Annotated in this window: 17 protein-coding genes; 11 read left to right on the top strand and 6 right to left on the bottom strand. The window is 45.6% G+C overall.

Annotated elements, in window-relative coordinates:
- Positions 1-120: 120 nt before the first annotated feature.
- The 3 genes from GK108_RS29220 to GK108_RS29210 all read right to left on the bottom strand — a co-directional run bounded on the left by GK108_RS29220 (position 121) and on the right by GK108_RS29210 (position 3,372).
- A complete protein-coding gene (locus GK108_RS29220) occupies positions 121-1,134 on the bottom strand; it encodes a phytanoyl-CoA dioxygenase family protein (protein WP_163955133.1) in 1,014 nt (337 codons plus the stop codon).
- A gap of 444 nt (positions 1,135-1,578) precedes the next feature.
- Positions 1,579-2,442, bottom strand: a complete 864-nt coding sequence (locus tag GK108_RS29215; RefSeq protein ID WP_163955132.1) for an SDR family oxidoreductase — start codon at positions 2,440-2,442, stop codon at positions 1,579-1,581.
- A gap of 75 nt (positions 2,443-2,517) precedes the next feature.
- Positions 2,518-3,372, bottom strand: a complete 855-nt coding sequence (locus GK108_RS29210; protein ID WP_163955131.1) for an SDR family oxidoreductase — start codon at positions 3,370-3,372, stop codon at positions 2,518-2,520.
- 178 nt (positions 3,373-3,550) lie between these two features.
- On the opposite strand from GK108_RS29210, the gene GK108_RS29205 reads away from it, so the two are divergent.
- Entirely contained in the window at positions 3,551-4,021 is a 471-nt protein-coding gene (locus GK108_RS29205) for a 3-oxoacyl-ACP synthase (RefSeq protein ID WP_394366290.1), read from the top strand.
- A gap of 1 nt (position 4,022) precedes the next feature.
- Here GK108_RS29205 and GK108_RS29200 read toward each other — a convergent pair whose 3' ends face one another.
- Complete coding sequence (locus GK108_RS29200; RefSeq protein ID WP_163955130.1) at positions 4,023-5,669, bottom strand: amidohydrolase; 1,647 nt, start codon at positions 5,667-5,669, stop codon at positions 4,023-4,025.
- Positions 5,670-5,771: 102 nt separating this feature from the next.
- On the opposite strand from GK108_RS29200, the gene GK108_RS29195 reads away from it, so the two are divergent.
- From GK108_RS29195 to GK108_RS29185, 3 genes are all read left to right on the top strand, one after another.
- Complete coding sequence (locus GK108_RS29195) at positions 5,772-7,160, top strand: TolC family protein (RefSeq protein WP_163955129.1); 1,389 nt, start codon at positions 5,772-5,774, stop codon at positions 7,158-7,160.
- 68 nt (positions 7,161-7,228) lie between these two features.
- Positions 7,229-7,438, top strand: coding sequence for a DUF2188 domain-containing protein (locus GK108_RS29190; protein WP_163955128.1), 210 nt, complete (start codon positions 7,229-7,231; stop codon positions 7,436-7,438).
- A gap of 56 nt (positions 7,439-7,494) precedes the next feature.
- Complete coding sequence (locus GK108_RS29185; RefSeq protein ID WP_163955127.1) at positions 7,495-8,190, top strand: DUF421 domain-containing protein; 696 nt, start codon at positions 7,495-7,497, stop codon at positions 8,188-8,190.
- On the opposite strand, the gene GK108_RS29180 is transcribed toward GK108_RS29185, so the two are convergent.
- Positions 8,183-9,289 (bottom strand): DNA topoisomerase IB, encoded by a 1,107-nt coding sequence (locus GK108_RS29180; RefSeq protein WP_163955126.1) that lies wholly within the window; start codon positions 9,287-9,289, stop codon positions 8,183-8,185. The two genes, GK108_RS29185 and GK108_RS29180, sit on opposite strands and share 8 nt — an antisense overlap.
- A 116-nt stretch (positions 9,290-9,405) precedes the next feature.
- Complete coding sequence (locus GK108_RS29175) at positions 9,406-9,981, bottom strand: hypothetical protein (RefSeq protein WP_170305427.1); 576 nt, start codon at positions 9,979-9,981, stop codon at positions 9,406-9,408.
- A gap of 157 nt (positions 9,982-10,138) precedes the next feature.
- Here GK108_RS29175 and sucD point away from each other — a divergent pair, with 157 nt between their 5' ends.
- The 7 genes from sucD (at position 10,139) to porM (ending at position 18,294) form a co-directional block, all read left to right on the top strand.
- Entirely contained in the window at positions 10,139-11,014 is an 876-nt protein-coding gene (gene sucD / locus GK108_RS29170) for a succinate--CoA ligase subunit alpha (protein WP_163955125.1), read from the top strand.
- A gap of 72 nt (positions 11,015-11,086) precedes the next feature.
- A complete protein-coding gene (locus tag GK108_RS29165; RefSeq protein ID WP_212592916.1) occupies positions 11,087-12,250 on the top strand; it encodes a DUF4271 domain-containing protein in 1,164 nt (387 codons plus the stop codon).
- Between the two features lie 103 nt (positions 12,251-12,353).
- Positions 12,354-13,139: a uroporphyrinogen-III synthase gene (locus tag GK108_RS29160; protein ID WP_163955124.1), complete on the top strand. Its 786-nt coding sequence runs from the start codon at positions 12,354-12,356 to the stop codon at positions 13,137-13,139.
- 203 nt (positions 13,140-13,342) lie between these two features.
- The gene (locus GK108_RS29155; protein ID WP_163955123.1) at positions 13,343-14,314 is read left to right on the top strand and encodes a PorP/SprF family type IX secretion system membrane protein; all 972 of its coding nucleotides are present in this window, start codon (positions 13,343-13,345) and stop codon (positions 14,312-14,314) included.
- 270 nt (positions 14,315-14,584) lie between these two features.
- The gene (gene porK / locus GK108_RS29150) at positions 14,585-15,706 is read left to right on the top strand and encodes a T9SS ring complex lipoprotein PorK/GldK (RefSeq protein WP_163955122.1); all 1,122 of its coding nucleotides are present in this window, start codon (positions 14,585-14,587) and stop codon (positions 15,704-15,706) included.
- Positions 15,707-15,864: 158 nt separating this feature from the next.
- Positions 15,865-16,677 carry a type IX secretion system motor protein PorL/GldL gene (porL, locus tag GK108_RS29145; protein WP_163955121.1) on the top strand — a complete coding sequence of 271 codons (813 nt, stop codon included), beginning with the start codon at positions 15,865-15,867 and terminating at the stop codon, positions 16,675-16,677.
- Positions 16,678-16,707: 30 nt separating this feature from the next.
- Complete coding sequence (gene porM, locus GK108_RS29140) at positions 16,708-18,294, top strand: type IX secretion system motor protein PorM/GldM (RefSeq protein WP_163955120.1); 1,587 nt, start codon at positions 16,708-16,710, stop codon at positions 18,292-18,294.

Here is an 18,294-nt window from a genome sequence, read left to right as displayed (position 1 = left end):
TTTCCCAAACTCTATGAGGTCAAGTTTACTCACTCGGATAAATAATTGGTAGACTTGACCTCAAGAATGTTAGCTAGTTTCTGAATCGTTACCTGTTCAGAAACTCATTCAGTTTTTTCCTTACTTAAAGATATCTTCCTGATCGGGCATTAACGGGTTGGCATACACATCAGCCCCGTTTATAGATCGGCGAATGGGTTCCGTATTTGGGCTTTGGCGATGATGTTGATACGCCTTATCGGACGAATAATGGCAAACATACGATTTACGCGTTAGCTCGGGGTTCCGAATACTGTCTCCTCCGTGGGCCAGCGAAGCATGCCAGAGTAAAACATCGCCCTTTTTAATCAGCAGAGTTTCCCGCTTCAGACCAACCTGCTGACACAAGGCGTCCAGGTAGTTAGCAAAATCAGTCGGGTTTTGTTTCGACTGCCCATTGTAAAAAATGCCTGTGTTTCCGAAATCAAACTTCTTAAGCTTATGCGACCCCGGATAGTAATAAAGTGGGCCAGAGTCAATATGAATATCTTCCAGGGCAATCCAGGCAGCCGCCAGATGACTGGGAATTTCTGAGACAACGTAGGCGAAATCCTGGTGAGTAGGCTGTTGGCTTCCATATTTAAATAACAGGCTTTGCATCGCAATTACCCGATCGCCAAACACTGCTTCCAGGAACGTTACAATAGGTTCATGCAGCATGATTTGTTTACCCAATGCTGAGTTGTCGTGAAAGTCCATAATCTTAATATATGGACCATTCAATACGTCAACAGGAATATCTTTAGCTTCCATCACTGGATGGGCTGCATAAGAAGGTAGATCAACCCTGACATTCGTTCGGTAATGTTCATGATGATTGATTAACTCTTCGGCCTGGCCCCAGAACTGATCAACCCATTGAGATGGGATAGCCTGTTCCAGGATGACGTAACCGTTACGTTGCCAGAAGCGTAATTTTTCCCCTAAATCATACGGGAAGTCATGCCCACGCTGATACTGCTTAACGAAGGTGTCAATATCCACATCGGTTCGATCAATCCAGGGTAACGTAGCAGTTTCAAATTCACTAATTGGTTTGTTGGTAGAACTTAAAGCCTTCTTAGCGGCATTTTTAAGTTTTGTTAGTAAGCTCATTGGTAGGGTTGAACAGTTAAAAGGGTGTTTGGTGTTGATATTTAGATGATTGTGCTTTTACAAACTATCACAAAGCTCTGCGTTCAGCAGCAACATAGCTTACATAATCCGCTTTCTATTTTTGTTGTGGTCAACTAGATAAATCTGAACGTGCTCCCCGGTTAGCTAAGGATCAAAGTCAGGGCTTACCAGGTATATGTTAGTATAATGTGCTAGTTTGAAGCTAATATAATTTATTCCCGAATAAATGATTTATTTCTCGAATTTTATAGTCTATAGCATGAAAAATAATAGCTACGAAAATATATGGCTACTTCTGATTTGTAGTTATTATAAAAATGACTTTACCCTAATTGCTCGTCAATCCTCAACTCTTCGTCTTACCTGGTAGTATGAGGCTCAATAGAAGGGGGCTGACTTTATCTTGAGCCCCCTTCTATTGAGTTAGGAATTAATTAGTTCACCGCCATTGACGTGAATAACCTGACCAGTGAAATATGATGCATCGTCCGAAGCGAGAAATACGTAAGCTGGCGCCAGTTCCGCCGGTTGGCCCGGACGTTCCATCGGAGTTTCTGTTCCAAATTTACCTACCTCTTCCAGCGTCTTGGTAGCTACGATAAGTGGGGTCCAGATAGGGCCCGGTGCTACCGCATTAACCCGGATATTGCGCTCTACCAGATTTTGGGATAACGACCGGGTAAATGCGGTAACGGCCCCTTTGGTAGAAGCATAATCAATCAATGCTTTACTGCCTCTATACGACACTACCGACGTAGTATTAATAATACAATCGTTGGCGTTCATATGTGGCAAAAGGCGTTTGGTTAATCGGAACATCGCCAGAATATTAAGCTCGAATGTTTCGCGCATCTGCTGGTCCGAAATGCCGCCAAATTCCTTCTGTTCAACGTGGTTCGCTGCGTTGTTGACCAGAATATTTACCCGCTCATACGTAGCAATGATTTTTTCGGCCGCTTTTTCTATAAAGTCGACTTCTTTTAAATCACCAGCAATAAGCAAACAACGTCGGCCTTCGGCCTCAACGAGCGACTTAGTTTTCAGTGCGTCCTCATCTTCTCGTGGATGGTAGAGGATCGCCAAATCAGCACCCTCCCGCGCAAAATGAATCGCTACCGCCCGCCCAATTCCAGAATCACCACCGGTAATAACTGCAATTTTGTCGTTCAGCTTATCCGATCCCTGGTAGTTATCCCGAATGTAAATCGGTTGTGGGTCCATTTTATATTCCAGGCCCGGCTGCTCGTATTGACGCTGCGCCTTAGGTTCCATTTCCATTTGTTCCATAACGAATTGAGTTTTGAGGTATGGTTTATCGTGATATCCGCCAGCCAGAACTACCGACGATAAACAAGAAACTGACTAGGTGTTAACGATTGTACCGCCGTTGGGATGCAATACCTGACCGGTGATATATGACGCATCGTCCGATGCCAGAAATACGTAAGCGGGGGCTACTTCACAGGGCTGACCAGGGCGTTTCATAGGAACGTCTTTTCCGAATTCAGCGACTTCCTCCGCGCTTACAGAGGCTGGGTTAAGTGGCGTCCAGATAGGCCCCGGTGCTACCGCATTCACGCGGATACCTTTGGTAATTAGATTGCTGGATAAGGCTCTCGTGAGCGCCATAATAGCTCCTTTTGTCGATGAGTATTCCAGCAAGTCGGCGCGGCCCTGATAGGCAGTAACCGATGTAGTGTTAATAATAGAATCGCCCTTTTTTAGGTGGGGTTCAGCCGCTTTCGTTACCCGAAAGAGCGAATAAATGTTAGTTTCATAGGTTGCTAACAGATCTTCATCGCTTTCTTCTTCCAGCGTTTGATGCTGTAGCTGGATAGCTGCATTGTTGACCAGAATGTTCAACTGACCCAGTTGCTGGATTGTGTCGTCGACGATTTGCCTGCAATACGTCTCCTGACGAATATCGCCCGGCAGCAGCAGGCATTGCCTACCCTCTGCTTCTACCAGTTCTTTCGTTCTCTGTGCATCTATTTCTTCGCGAGGAGTATAAGAAATAGCGACATCAGCACCTTCCCGCGCGAAATGCACAGCTACAGCTCGCCCAATTCCAGAGTCGCCACCCGTAATCAGAGCCACTTTACCCTTTAGTTTATTAGCTCCTTTATACGTATCACGAATTATTTTGGGCTGAGGAACGAGTTCGGCCTCAATGCCTGGCTGCGTATTTTGATGTTGAGGGGGAATTTTTGTTTCCATAACGTTGCTTGTATAATACCCGATTTTATAAGTCAAAAGCAACAACCGTTGTTTAGAGAAATCTAGGGAAATAGTAGATTAGGGTACGCGCAATGTTGTAAGGTATTTAATCATCCTACGAGTATGTGAGAGTTAATGTGATTTTGGAATTAGTACGCTAATAACCGTAGATTATACTGTGAGCCAGAGTTTTATAGCAAAAGAGTTGAAAGGGAGATTAATGGAGCAATGCCGGCTATACGTTCAGCAACGTATTGATATCGCTCGTAAGGCAATGGAAGAAGCCCAGGAATCAGCGAATTCTGAATCCAAAAGCAGCGCTGGCGATAAATATGAAACGGGCCGGGCGATGGCTCAGCTAGAGCGGGATCGACATGCCCAGCAACTCGATGGGGCCTTAACGCTGGAACGGGAACTGAGTCGAATCAATGTAGAAAAAGAGTATACAACTGTACAGCCGGGCAGTCTGGTGCAGACCAGCCGGGGGCGGTTTTTTATCAGTATCAGCGCTGGGAAACTTACGGTTGATAAGACAGATGTATTTGCCGTATCGCCGGGCTCGCCGATTGGTGTAGCACTGGCTGGCCGGAAAGCTGGCGATACGGTTATGTTCAATAAATTACTGTACGAAGTGAAAGGGGTATACTAGCCTAATAAACGCGTTCGCCACCTATCCAGGTTTGCTTTACTTTCGTTTGTCGCAGTTCGGTGTTGGGAGCGGTCATTATATCTCGATCCAATATAACGAAATCAGCCTGTTTGCCGGGTGCAATAGAGCCCCGCAACTCATCCTCGAAACAGGCATAAGCCGCCCAGCGAGTCATGGCCAGCAAGGCTGATTTGCGGTCGACGGCATTTTCCATCTGGTAGCCACCGGCTGGAAAATTTTTGGCATCCTGCCGGGCAACAGCCGCGTGGAAGCCAAATAGTGGATTAACGGCTTCCACAGGAAAATCACTGCCGAAAGCAATCAGGCCACCCGATGCTTCGTGGTTTTGTTTCATTAAGTCCTTGAATGCATAGGCTCCTTTTACCCGGACTGGTCCCAGCCGGTCAGTTGCCCAGTACATGTCGGACGTAGCATGTGTAGGTTGCACGGAGGGAATAACCGAGTACAGGCCAAATTTCTGGACGTCTTCGGGCGATACGACCTGGGCATGTTCAATACGCCAGCGACGATCGTTATGACCCTTTAACAGCTTTCCGTACAAGTCCAGCATCAGATGATTAGCCGAATCGCCAATGCAATGAGTATTTGCCTGAAAGCCACTGCCATGCAGCAGTTTGGTAACACGTTCCAGTTCGGCTGGGCTAAGTAAGAGGAATCCGCCCGTTTCGGGTCGGTCGCTGTAGGGGCGACGCAGACAGGCGCCACGAGAGCCAAGCGCTCCATCGGCATAGAGTTTAAAAGAACGTACTGTTAGCCGATCCGTTTGAAAAGGTCCACGTTTTAGAAAGTAGTTTAGATTTGGTTCACCCAGACTGACCATGGCATAGTCTCTGATCTTTAATTGGCCAGCTTTATGCAAACTATCGATCAGATTGATTTCGTCGGGACTAATACCTGCATCAGAAATAGTAGTCAGGCCCAGCGAAACGCAGACTTTCTCCGCGGCACGTAGCATTCTGGCTTTGTCGGCATTATCGGGTTGGGGAGTAATCCGTTTAACGAATTGCATCGCATTGTCGACCAAAACTCCAGTTGGCTGCCCATTTTTTACAACCACTTCACCGCCTGGAAGCGTAGAGCCTGCCGTTATCTTAGCCAAACGTAACGTTTTTGAATTGACCAGTAAAGCGTGGCCGTCAACGCGCATCAATGCAACTGGTACGTCTGGAAAAGCCGCGTCCAGTTTTTCCTTAGTCGGAAATGTTTTATCAGGCCAGTCGTTCTGGTCCCAGCCACGCCCTCTCAGCCATAATACGTCGGGATGTTGCTGATAAAAGGCTTTCAGTCGTTCGATAACTTCATCATACGACGTAGTACCGCCCAGATCGGCCTGATCGAGTACCTGACCGAGACCCAAAAAATGGGAGTGGGGATCGTAAAAACCCGGATAAACGGGTTGGCCACCTAAGTCGGCAGTACTATCGGCATCATATTGATCGGTAAGCGTTTTTGATGAACCGACGGCTACGAACTTCCCATCCTTAATAACAAAAGCATCTGCCACGGAGAACGTAGAGTCTGCTGTATAAATGCGTGCGTTTGTGATGAGAAGATCCGCTTTCTTGCGTGACGAACAAGCCGATAAGAGCGTGAATAAAAGTAAAATGAGAAAAATTGGACGTTTCATGACCGAGGATTGGGAAAGATGCAAGTTAATGGAAACTAGATAAGCCTACCAATCGCAGATTCTTGTATTTTTGCCATAATTGTCGTAGTCAATCCCCATACAATGAAGCTCTGCAGTTGGCTTTTGTTTGCCTCACTTTCTCTTCCAGCCCTTGCCCAACAGACCCAAAATCCTGTCCAGCGTGCACAACAACGAACCCTAACCGTAGCGACCATACCACAGCCTGGTGAACTACTATCATTACGGCAGGCTATTGATCTGGCTATCGAAAAAAACTATCAGATCCATATTAACCGGTCGCAGGAGGAAATTGCGCGTAATAACTTCGCAAAGGGCAATGCGGGTTATCTGCCTTCTCTGCTCTTCAACGGTAATTCGAGCGGAGGGCTGCAAACCTTCAGGCAAACGTTTATCGGGGGAACGCCAGCTCCTCGGGAAGGTAATAATATCTTCAACCGATCATCAAATCTGGGCCTTACACTAAACTATACTATTTATAACGGATTTGCCCGTCGGACGCTCTACGCGCAGTTGGAGCAGTTATTCAAAATCAGTACGGTCAATACCCGCGCTAACGTAGAGGCTACGATTGCGAACGTAGCCACCAGCTACTACGACGTGGTTCGTCAGCTTCAACGCCTGATTGCTTTTGCGCAGGCGCTCGATATTTCGCGAGAGCGACTTGAACTGGCGCGGTCGAATTACGAAGTTGGTACACGCTCGAAGGTTGACTTTTTGAGTGCCCAGGTCGATTACAATACAGATAGTGCCGCTTTGCTATCGCAGGAGCAGGCATTACGTAATGCGAAGATCATTCTGAATACGTTACTGATTCGTGAACCTCAGATGGAGTTTGCGGTACGGGATACGATCATTGCCCGTTCTAATCTGGAAATCGACCCGCTACAGCAATCGCTTATGCAAAATAACCCACAACTGGCTGCTGCCGTTCTCAATCGGAGTTTTGTTAGTTTGAATGAGCAAATTGCTTCGGCTCAACAACTTCCGCTCGTTACGGCTCAAACGGGCTACAATTACCAGTTGCAGGATAACCAGGGTGGTTTCGGGGTGGCAACGGGCCGTACGCGTGCGTTGACGTATAACATAGTCGCTTCTATTCCTATTTTCAATGGCTATAATCTGAAGCGTCAGATTCAGAATGCCAAGGTAAGTACTATTATTGCCCAGGATCAGGAAAACGCGCAACGACTGCAACTCCAATCGGCCATGTCGCAAACATACCAGAACTATCAGAATAGCCTTAAGCTGTTGAATCTGGAGGTTCAGAATAACCAACTGGCCAATCAAAACGTCGACATCGCCTACGATCGCTATCGCATTGGTAATTCAACGTTTGTCGAATTTCGGGACGTGCAACGTAACGCCATCAATGCGCAAACACGTTTGATTGAAGCTGAGTATACCGCCAAGGCTGCCGAGATTGAATTGCTGCGATTGAGCAGCACCATTTCACAGGAATTAGGATTGTAGGTAAACAGTATTGGGGCCAGTACGTTATTAGACTGATTATCTACCAACGTACTGATTACTCAACTGTTATGCTTTATACAAAGAACGAATATCCGGACTCGCTGAAAAATTTTATGGCTCCGGTTCGAAACAAAGCTATCGAGATTGCCAATGCCTTACTGGCAGATGGGTCAGACGAAGCGAGAGCGATTGCTATAGCCACATCGAAAGCAGAAGAATGGGCTTCTAACAGAGGAATCAAAATTCGGAAAAACTCCGCTCCTGAAAATAAGAAATAAGCCATTTTAGAAGGGTAAACGGTCAAGAATCGTTTACCCTTTTTCATTCATTCACTATGACGTCAGAGCCTGTTTCTCCCTTTGACTGGGAGCGAATGTTTATTCACGACTTTCCGTGGACCTATCTGGGGGAAGTTGCCTTTCGAACAGTGATCATGTTTGCGGTGATTCTGGCCGCACTGACTGTTTCTGGTAAGCGCGAGGTGCGGCAACTATCTATCTATGAGCTTGTTTTGTTGATTGGGCTTGGGTCGGCGGCTGGCGATCCAATGTTTTATCACGATGTACCTCTTTCATCGGCTATCGTAGTATTTATAGTAATGATGGGGTGTTATAAACTGGCTACCTATATCAGTGACCGTAACGAAACGGTTCATGATGTAATTGAAGGGAAACCTGTTTACGTAATTGAAAATGGATGTATTTTAACCCCAAACTTTAGTCAGGAAGATCTCGGACTCGACGAGCTATTTTCGGATCTACGAGTCGGAGGGATTGAGCACCTGGGTCAGATACGTATCGCCATCCTTGAACCGAATGGGCAGCTCAGTATCTTCAACTACAAAGAAAATGAAATCATTGCCGGGTTGCCTATTTTACCAAAAGCGCTAGAAAGACACACAGAACATATTTCAGAACCAGGTACGTATGCGTGTTGTGTCTGTGGTTACGTACAGCGGTTCAGGAACGTAACCAACAACGCTTGCTGTGAACGCTGTAGTCATTCCAAATGGGTAGAAGCCATTAAGTAATAGCGTTACGTATGCCCTGTTTTTTTGCTGTAGTCGTTACTTTTTTAACCTGATCGGTTAGGAACTTTAGCAAGAGTTTTTCAACGCCATCTAAGCCATACGGACTGGTCTGCCGAAATCGATTTTTTTGTTCAATATACGGATTGAGGTCCTGACATTCATAAGCGTCCAGCACTTGGGGATGAACGTAGTGTTTGCGGCAGACAGTACGTGTATTACCAAGCTGTTTAGAGACTTGATCGAGAACAGCGTTAACGTTGCTTTTTAATTCTTTGTCTGATTTACAGGGTTCTAGCTCAATAAGAAGCTGCAAAGCATTGACCGTTCCGGCCCATGTCCGAAAATCTTTGGCCGAAAAATCGTCACCCATGGTTTCCTGCAAATACTCGTTGACCATACCCGAGTCGATGGGGTGCCGATTACCCTCATCATCAAAATACTGAAATAGTTCTTTGCCTGGAATATCCCGACAAGCCTTTACCAGCCGGGCTAACCGTCGATCCTGTAACGTGATGTCGTGGTAAACCCCTTTTTTCCCCTTGAAACTGAAACGAACACTGTGTCCTTCGGTCTTGACGTGGCGGTCTTTCAGAGTCGTCAATCCATAAGAGCCATATTCTTTTTCATAAGCTGCATTGCCAACCCGAATCAACGTCTGTTCCATAACACTCAGGGCAATGGCAATTACTTTTTCCCTGGTTAAGGTGCTTTGTTTCAGATCTTTATTTAGCCGTTCGCGTAACAGGGGGAGGACTTTACCAAAGGCGGCCATGCGAAAAAATTTTGTTTCACTACGGATCGCATTCCATTTCACGTGATAGCGATACTGCTTTCTATTTTTCGTATCGATGCCTGTAGCTTGTAGGTGTCCATTCGATTTAGGGCTAATCCAGACTTGTTCCCAGGCTGGCGGGATAACCATGCTACGTATGCGCGTCAGTGTCTGATCGTCTTCGATATGTTCGCCGGTTGGCGTTATATAGATAAAATGATCACCCTTTTTGCGACGGCTTATACCGGGCATGGCATCATTCATATAAACCAGTCGAGCTGCTTTGGCAGCCTTGGCAGGATCGTGTGTTAATTCCAGTAAATCCACATTCGTTGAGCTTAGTGGATTGGTAACTGATTGCGGAAGGAATTGGTTAAAAACAGACGGCTTTTACTATCATTTAAGCCAGCTGTGGCTGTGGCTTTGATACGTTACTCGGCCATTTATCGTTCTGCAGCTTTTCCGAAAAAGTAAAGCGCCAGTGCGCTGGTGTAGTGGTTAAAATCGGTAGGGTGGATAAACGAAGTCATCAACTGCGCTTTCGTTGCCAATCCCATCATCATGGCAGCTAATACAACCCATAATCCCCGTTTGTTACGTTGTAAGAGTGAAAAAACGGCCAATAACATTAAAATTAGTATGGCTAGCGATGGGATGACAGGAGTAAATACACGTACTTCCGGCAGGAGAAGCACTATAAACAGAAGTAACCCGAAAAGCACAGTTGAGATAAAGGTTGTTAGCGAATAAGTGCGTCGGTTGAGTAGCCCCCAAACGCCAACAACTGCACACACAACGCCCAAGCTATCCGACAGAACAATCATGGAACTATGCAGAGGCTCAAGAGATGGAATACCAGCAAAAAGGAAAATACTAATCAGCGCTGCCAGTGAAACAGTAAGCAAAAAGAATCCCCATATGAGTCGGTTAAATAGGCTTACACGCTGGAAAAAATGCCAAAATACTCCGAATCCTGTCCCGGCCAGAATAGAGCCCGAGAGAATGTGTGAAAAAATCATCACGTAATTTACGAAGATTCGCCTACTTTTGCCCAACTTTTTGAGTGAAGCAAGGCTGACAGACGAAAGAATAAAGAGTATGGTTCAAGGTCCTTTATTCTTCCGTCTGTTACTTTTGCATTGAATCAACCGCATTGCCAACGATTTACTAACCGTCATGAGTGTTTTAGTCAACAAGGACTCCAAAGTTATCGTCCAGGGCTTCACCGGCTCGGAGGGCAGTTTTCATGCCCAGCAGATGATTGAGTATGGTACCAATGTTGTCGGGGGCGTAACGCCCGGCAAAGGTGGTCAGACCCATCTGGATCGGCCCGTGTTTAATACTGTTCAACAGGCTGTTGAACAAGCCGGTGCCAACGTATCCATTATTTTTGTGCCACCTGCTTTTGCAGCCGATGCCATCATGGAAGCCGCTGATGCTGGTATTAAGGTAATCATCTGTATTACGGAAGGTATTCCGACAGAAGATATGGTGGCCGTAAAAAACTACCTCACTGACAAAGACGTTCGGTTGATTGGACCTAACTGTCCTGGCGTTATGACGGCAGAGGAGTGTAAAGTAGGTATCATGCCTGGCTTTATCTTCAAAAAAGGAACCGTCGGTATCGTTTCTAAATCCGGAACGTTAACCTACGAAGCCGTTGACCAGCTGACCAAAGCAGGTCTTGGCCAAAGTACGGCTATCGGGATCGGAGGAGACCCTATCATCGGTACAACCACAAAGCAGGCTGTGGAACTGCTCATGAACGATCCAGAAACTGAAGCGATTGTCATGATTGGTGAAATCGGTGGTGGTATGGAAGCCGAAGCGGCTCGCTGGATCAAGGCTGACGGCAACCGGAAGCCTGTTGTTGGCTTTATTGCTGGCCAAACGGCACCTAAAGGCCGTCGTATGGGTCACGCAGGTGCTATTGTTGGCGGAGCTGATGATACGGCAGCGGCCAAAATGGCCATCATGCGGGAGTGTGGTATTCACGTAGTGGAGTCTCCTGCTCTGATTGGCGATACGATGCTGAAAGCATTAGGCAAATAATTTTTATATAATGTGAAAGAGCGAAAGAGCGGAGCAGTGAACGAGTGGAATACTAGATGCAAAAGTTTTATTTTGCTTTCACTCGTTCGCTCCTTTGCTCTTTCGCTCTTTTTCTTTTGCACTACGTTCGCTCAGTCGAGAACGGAAGGAATTGGGCCTGCCAACAGCTACTATCCTGTTCATAACTTTCAGGATGATTTTCAGGTCTACGACGAAGCCACAAAAGCATACGTACCGTACATCGTTGAGCAACATGCCGACCAGACGGCGCTGAGTACGTATATTGATCTGGAAAGTAATCGGCACTATAGCTTACTGATTTCTACGCGAAAAGACGGGTATTTATTTATCAATGCTGCTCTGAAACGTAAGCTAAGAGCTGGACAGTGGACTGTATTAAGTATCGATAGCCTTTTTCGAGTTTATCGTCAGCCTGAAATCTTTCTGACACTGTATGGAGCCCCGGGGCTGGTAGATAAGAATTTATTTATTGGCTATCCTAAATCGGCTACCCAGCGGCCAGTTGTCCTGCGGGATGATAATTTGAGTGTACGGCCACGCCCCGTTTCCATGTACACTAACTTTTTGGGGCTGGGCTTACTTTTTTTACTAGCCACCCACGCTTTCCTGTTTGCTTTTCATCGACGGGCGTTTCTCCGTTTCTATAGTCCACGGGATTTTTTTTCACTACGTGCCCAGGAAGAGTCTTTCCTGATCAACCGCCCTTTAAGCAGCACCAACGTACTTTTTGTGTTGAATCTAAGTTTTGTGGTTGCTTATTTAATCATTTTCATTCAAAGTCGCCAACTCGACGTAGTTGTGTCTCGCAGACTATTCAATGAACAAAGTTTGCTTTATATTCTGCAAGAGTTTTTTGTTCTGGGCGTTATTGCCTTTATCGTTTTGATGGGCAAATATGTTGCTTTGGAGGTAATAGGAGGATTATACAAGCTACAAAGTAGTATAAACCTACATTTTTTCAAGGTTCTACAGTCTTCAATGCTATTCTATACAATACTAACCTTGTTTCTTGTAGTCATAGCGTATAATACGGGCACTATGAGCTGGTCTGAACATATCCTGATTATCCCTCTGCTTATTTTCTATGCTGCTCGTCTGGCTTTCCTATATATCGTTATCCGGAGCCAGGAGCCTATCAAGAATCTGTATTTATTTTCGTACCTTTGTATAGTTGAATTGATTCCGCTCATCATCGGCCTTCGGTTTGCGCTGTGAGAGCGGTTTATAATTTATAGTTGCTACGTTATGGTTGGTTGCCTGGTCAACTACAAACCAGACTGTAGACGTAGAACTGATTAGTGAAACGAGTTGAGATTCAATGAACGAGACCAGCATGCAATCTACGGAGGACCGGCTAACTAAGGTTAACCGGCTGCTAGTGAGCCAATCCCGGCCTGCCGACGAAAAATCCCCTTATTTTGACTTAGTCAGTAAGTATAACATCCAGATTGATTTCCGGCCATTTATTCAGATAGAGGGCGTATCGTATAAAGATTTCCGTCGCCAGAAAATAAATATTCTGGATCATACGGCTATCATCTTTACCAGTCGGAACGCTATCGATCATTTCTTCCGTATCTGTCAGGAGGGACGTGTTGAGGTGCCGGCTGATATGAAATACTTCTGTATTTCTGAGCAAACGGCCAATTACCTTCAGAAGTACATCGTCATCCGGAAAAGAAAAATTTTCAGCGGCACAAAAACAGCTACAGAATTATTCGATCTTATCAAAAAACATAAGAACGAGAAGTTCCTGTTTCCCTGCTCAAATATCCGTAGAAACGATATTCCGGAGTTCATGGACACGAGTAGTCTGCATTTTACTGAAGCCGTTATGTATGAAACGGTAGCTACGGATCTGTCGGACCTGGATATTAAGCAATACGATATCATTGCCTTCTTTAGCCCATCTGGAGTGGCATCGCTGAAGACAAATTTTCCTGAATTTCAGCAAAACGGTATCCGATTGGCTGCGTTTGGACCAACAACGGCTAAAGCTATTATTGACGCTGGATTAACTCTCGATATTGAAGCACCGCTACCTAATGCGCCCTCTATGACGGGAGCACTTGATTTATATATCAAAAAAGCGAACAATTCATAAGCGTTTCGCTTAACGATAAGGTTGGTTGTTAAAAATGGGTTGTTTATGACCTGTTTTGGCAACCAACCTTTCTTTTTCTGGTTCAATAAAGTAGCAGTTTCGGCGTTTATTTGTAAACTGCGCCCTGTGGTTGCAACGAACTTGCCGATACGTGTCGTAATAAGGCAAAAGCCATTGGCATTGGTTATTTTTTCTTTGCTTGTATGATTCGCACAGTTTACTTTTTTGCTTTCCTGGCGTTAACCCTTACGGCCCAATCCATTTACGCTCAGCAGGAGCCTCAGCTAAGTATGTATATGTATAACCCGATTTACTATAATCCAGCTGCAGCTGGGTCCGAGGGGGTATCGCGTATACAATTGACGCAGAGAACTCAGTATCTGGGCTATCAGACAAGTGGCAATATCGATCCGGGGGGGGCTCAAAACTCGCAGGTTCTGTCGTTTAATATGCCGCTGGCCCGGCTAAAAAGCGGAGTGGGGGTTTATCTGTTGAACGATAAGGTTGGTCCTAATTATAACCAGTCTGTGCAACTATCCTATGCGTACCGATTAGCTCTTAAGGAAGGTACCTTATCGTTTGGCGTTCAGGCAGGACTTTTCAATAAAGGGTACGATTATGGTCAACTCAGACCCAGCGAACCCGGTGACCCGTTGATTCCAACTGGACGAATCGGTCAAGCTAAACCTGATATTGGCGCTGGCTTATATTATAATACGACTGACTATTGGGTTGGAGTAAGCGTTAACCATATTAACAAAGCATCGTATACTATTGGTACAGACCGCTCGACTAACCCACTCACCCCTAGTGCTTACTTAACGGCAGGCTATCGGCTGGGCCTGGGTTATGATATCGACATACAACCTTCTATACTGATACAATACGTTACAGTAGGCGGAATACAGAACTCAACCGCTGCGTTTAATGTCGTAGGAACGTATGACAATCGTATCTGGGCGGGGCTGGGCTATCGTTATCAGGATGCTGTAATGGTAACGGCAGGTATTAATCTAATGCGTGATAACGCTTTACGGGTTGGCGGAGCACTGGATCTGGTGACGGGAGCAAGTGTAAAAAGTGCTACTTCTTTTGAGCTTTTACTGGCTTATGCGCTCCCTGCCCCCGATCCCCGTAAGAAACCTATTATACGGACGCCCAGGTTTCGGTATTAATCGTGTATTGAATAGGATTGTTTGAAGTTTTCGGTCTTGAATAGTAAAGACTCTTATTTTGGCAGTATTCTTGTTAGGCAGATTGCAGATGGAAATGTATTTTTGAACAAACTAGAATTCTGTTAAAAAGCGTTAATACCCACTACTAAGCCTATCTAGTTAAGCAACGTTTTTAAGAATTTCTACGTAAAGAAATTTCCATATACAATAACCAAACGGATTTTCGTTTTTAGTCTGGTCTCGCACAAGAAGAAGGTAAAAAGTCCTATAATGATGAAGTACAAATGGTTTACAACCAGCGCAACCCGAGGGGTAATGGTCGCAGCGGTGATTCTGCTGATGCAAGGTTGCGGCTTTATTAAGTCAAAATTTGGTGGTAAGGACGGTAAAGGAGGGGAAGTTGGTGTGACCAACGGCGAAATTACGGCCACTGGTCGTAAAGGTTGGAAACAGCCTACTCCTTACGGTATGGTCCTGGTTCCATCGGGTTCATTTATTATGGGTCAGGCAGATGAAGATGTGGCTGCTACCCAGATTAACATGAACCGCCAGGTTACCATCAGCTCATTCTATATGGATGATGCCGAAATATCCAACCATGAGTACCGTCAGTACGTAAATGCGCTGCTGGCTGACTCTGTATCCGTTTTAGGAGAAGAGGAAATCATGGCTAAGTATTACCCGGATACAACTGTCTGGAAAAACGATTTTACGTATCATAATGGTGATCCAATGCTGGAACACTATTACGCTCACCCAGCTTTTGATACGTATCCAGTAGTAGGAGTAAGCTGGATTGCCGCCAAGCATTTCTGTCAGTGGCGTACTAATACGCTTGATGATTTCCGGACAAAAGACGGTGGGTATCGTTCGTTCGGTTTCCGTTTGCCATCAGAAGCTGAATGGGAATGGGCTGCTCGTGGTGGAAAAAACGGAGCTAAATACCCTTGGGGTAACCCATACGTGGCCAATGGTAAAGGTTGCTATCTGGCAAACTTTAAACCACAGCGTGGTAACTTCGATGCAGATGGTTATCCGTACACTGCTCCGGCAAATGCATATAGCCCCAATGATTATGGTCTATATAATATGGCCGGTAACGTAGCAGAATGGTGCCGTGATGCTTATGCCGACAACTCAAATGCCGTTGTTTGGGATATGAATCCTGATAATCAAAATGCCGATGAACCACGTAAGGTTGTTCGGGGTGGTTCCTGGAAAGATATTGCTTATTACCTGGAAACTGGAACTCGTTATTACGAGTACGAAGATCAAAAGCGTTCGTACATTGGTTTCCGTTGCGTAATGGATAACCTGGAAGGACGTGCTGCTTCTGGCCGTGGTGGCCGTAGTAGTGGTAAAGCAAAAAGCCCCAAAAAGCCGAAGGCATAAAATAAAATTATCCAGTTAGAGGCTGAACGGAGGTTATCTACGTTCAGCCTCTGATCTAAATAAAGTACCAGGTTGTCTACTAATTAGGTAAGGTTTGACAACTGGCAGAGTTCTTAACCGCAAAATTTTCGTTACCTATTCCAACCAAATCGCTTGTCATGGCAGCACAAAAATCCACGAATTTCTTTTGGGATCGTTTAGTACCAACCATTTATAGTGCGGGTGCCGCCGTCGTTATTTTCGGTGCCTGGGCAAAGATTACACATAATGAACAGTTCGGTTTCATGTTAACAGTTGGTCTTCTGACCGAGGTTGTTATTTTCGCCTTGTATGCTGTTCAAAGTTTTACAATGCCGACAACCGCTTCTAGTGATTACGCCTGGGAAAGAGTATATCCTGAGTTAGCGGATGATTTTAAAGGTGAAGCTCGTAAACCAGCCCCCCAGGCCAATGGACTGACGGGCAATATGGATCAGATGCTGGCACAAGCTAAAGTTACTCCTGACGTGTTTGAGCGCCTTGGTTCAGGCTTCCGTAATTTAAATGATACCGTATCGAAATTAACGGATTTAACCGATGCTACGGTTGCCACTAACGACTACGCTCGTAACGTAAAATCTGCAGCAAGCTCAATCGGTGAAATGAATAAGTCGTATGGGGTTGCTATTACGGCTATGAATTCAATGGCCGATGCTACTACCGACGCTAAAGATTACCGCGACCAATTCCAGAAAGTAACCAAGAACATGGGCGCTCTGAACGCGGTATACGAACTTGAGCTTCAGGATACGAACAAACACCTGAAAGCGATGAACGCTTTCTATGGCAACCTGACAACAGCTATGGAAAATATGGCTGATGCGAGTCGTGATGCGCAGCAGTTTAAAAATGAAATGGCTAAGCTGACGGGTAATCTGGCTTCTCTCAACAACGTATACGGTAGCATGTTGACTGCTATGCGTGGTAACTAACATTTAATCCCCCGTTTTCTACCATACTTTATGGCAGGTTCAAAAGAGACTCCCCGTCAGAAGATGATCGGGATGATGTATCTGGTATTGACCGCAATGCTGGCATTACAAGTCACCTCGGCAATTCTGGAGAAGTTCGTATTAATAAATAATAGCCTTGAGCAATCCACTGTAGCTGTTAGCAAGGTAAACCAGGCCACTCTTGAAAGTATCCGGGCAACCGTAGAAAAATCAGGTAACAGAGCTACTGATCTGGCCATTGTGAAACAGGCAGATGAGGTTCGTAAACTCACATCTGATGTAATCGGCGAAATTGATAAGCTGAAAGATGAAGTTGTTGACGCTGGCGGTGGCAGAGATGAAGCCGGTAACATCAAGAACTTAAGCGAAGAAGAGAAAGTTGCGCAGTTGATGATTGGTACAAGCCGTAATGGTGCCGCTTTCAAACTGAAAGATCAATTGAACAACTACGTAGAAACGCTGTCAAAATATTCTGGCACGAAGTATACACCAATGGCACTGGATGGTAAAGACGATCCAATTGCCAGTCGTTCGCCAGAACAGCGCCGGAAAGACTTCGCTGAATTAAACTTCGCTCAGACACCAGTTCCGGCTGCATTGGCCGTATTGAGTCAGAAACAAGCTGATGTTCGCCGTATTGAAGGTGAAGTACTGGATGTATTGGCCAGCAAAGTAGGTGCACAGGACGTTAAGTTCGATAAAATCATTGCTATGCTTAGCATGGAATCGAAAGTTGTCGTGGCTGGTACCAAATTTAAAGGTCAGATGTTTCTGGCCGCTTCATCGTCTGGAATTCAGCCTAAAATGAGCCTGAATGGTGGACCTGTTCGTATGCAGGATGGCCAGGGTATTGTTGAGTTTACGGCGCAGGGTGGTTCTTACGATAAAAATGGTCTTGCTCGTCGCGTGCTGACCGGATCAATCGCTTACCAAACACCTGCTGGACTAAAAACTGTACCCCTTCAGGCAGAGTATTTTGTCGCTAAGCCTTCTTATCAGATTGAAACGGGTACGATGCCTCCGTTATATCTGGGATGTGAAAACAAGTTGAGTATTCAAAGTCCGCAATTAGGTGCTTTATGGAATCCGACGTTCTCAGCTGACGGTGCTTCAGTTATTCAATCAGGTGAAAAAGGCAAGGTAACCATTGTACCTACGTCTAAGAGCGTGGCGCTGAATATCAGCAATAGTGGTAGTTTGTTAGGTACTGAGCAGTTCAAAGTAAACCTCGTACCACGTCCTACCCTGGAATATTTAGTGGGTGGACAACGTACTACAGACCCTCGTGGTGTTCCTGTTTCTTCGGCACGTAGTGTTCAGATTCGTGCTGTAGCTGATCCAAGTTTTGCTGCCTATGCACCGAATGATGCTCGTTTCCGGCCAACGGGAGCTACTGTATCGTTAGTTCGTGGTACGAAGCGGGTACAGGCTATAACGATTGGACCTACTGGTGGATCTATAGGAGCAATAGCTGGCGAAGCCCAGCCTGGCGATCGCTTAGTAATTCAGGTAGACGGTGTACAACGTCAGAATTTCCGTGGCGACATCAGTGAGGTTCCGATGGGGAATCCTGTTTATCAGGTTTCACTTTATTAA

Source organism: Spirosoma terrae (genome assembly GCF_010435915.1).
GTDB lineage: Bacteria > Bacteroidota > Bacteroidia > Cytophagales > Spirosomataceae > Spirosoma > Spirosoma terrae.
Note: the sequence above shows the minus strand (reverse complement) of the source record. Positions and strands in the feature narration are given on the sequence as shown.

Coding starts and splice junctions, on each gene's coding strand:
- GK108_RS29185 (WP_163955127.1), top strand. CDS start 7,495: ATGACGTCAGAGCCTGTTTCTCCCTTTGACTGGGAGCGAATGTTTATT.
- GK108_RS29175 (WP_170305427.1), bottom strand. CDS start 9,981: ATGATTTTTTCACACATTCTCTCGGGCTCTATTCTGGCCGGGACAGGA.
- porL (WP_163955121.1), top strand. CDS start 15,865: ATGGCAGCACAAAAATCCACGAATTTCTTTTGGGATCGTTTAGTACCA.
- GK108_RS29220 (WP_163955133.1), bottom strand. CDS start 1,134: ATGAGCTTACTAACAAAACTTAAAAATGCCGCTAAGAAGGCTTTAAGT.
- GK108_RS29210 (WP_163955131.1), bottom strand. CDS start 3,372: ATGGAAACAAAAATTCCCCCTCAACATCAAAATACGCAGCCAGGCATT.
- GK108_RS29215 (WP_163955132.1), bottom strand. CDS start 2,442: ATGGAACAAATGGAAATGGAACCTAAGGCGCAGCGTCAATACGAGCAG.
- sucD (WP_163955125.1), top strand. CDS start 10,139: ATGAGTGTTTTAGTCAACAAGGACTCCAAAGTTATCGTCCAGGGCTTC.
- GK108_RS29155 (WP_163955123.1), top strand. CDS start 13,343: ATGATTCGCACAGTTTACTTTTTTGCTTTCCTGGCGTTAACCCTTACG.
- porK (WP_163955122.1), top strand. CDS start 14,585: ATGATGAAGTACAAATGGTTTACAACCAGCGCAACCCGAGGGGTAATG.
- GK108_RS29195 (WP_163955129.1), top strand. CDS start 5,772: ATGAAGCTCTGCAGTTGGCTTTTGTTTGCCTCACTTTCTCTTCCAGCC.
- GK108_RS29190 (WP_163955128.1), top strand. CDS start 7,229: ATGCTTTATACAAAGAACGAATATCCGGACTCGCTGAAAAATTTTATG.
- GK108_RS29200 (WP_163955130.1), bottom strand. CDS start 5,669: ATGAAACGTCCAATTTTTCTCATTTTACTTTTATTCACGCTCTTATCG.
- porM (WP_163955120.1), top strand. CDS start 16,708: ATGGCAGGTTCAAAAGAGACTCCCCGTCAGAAGATGATCGGGATGATG.
- GK108_RS29160 (WP_163955124.1), top strand. CDS start 12,354: ATGAACGAGACCAGCATGCAATCTACGGAGGACCGGCTAACTAAGGTT.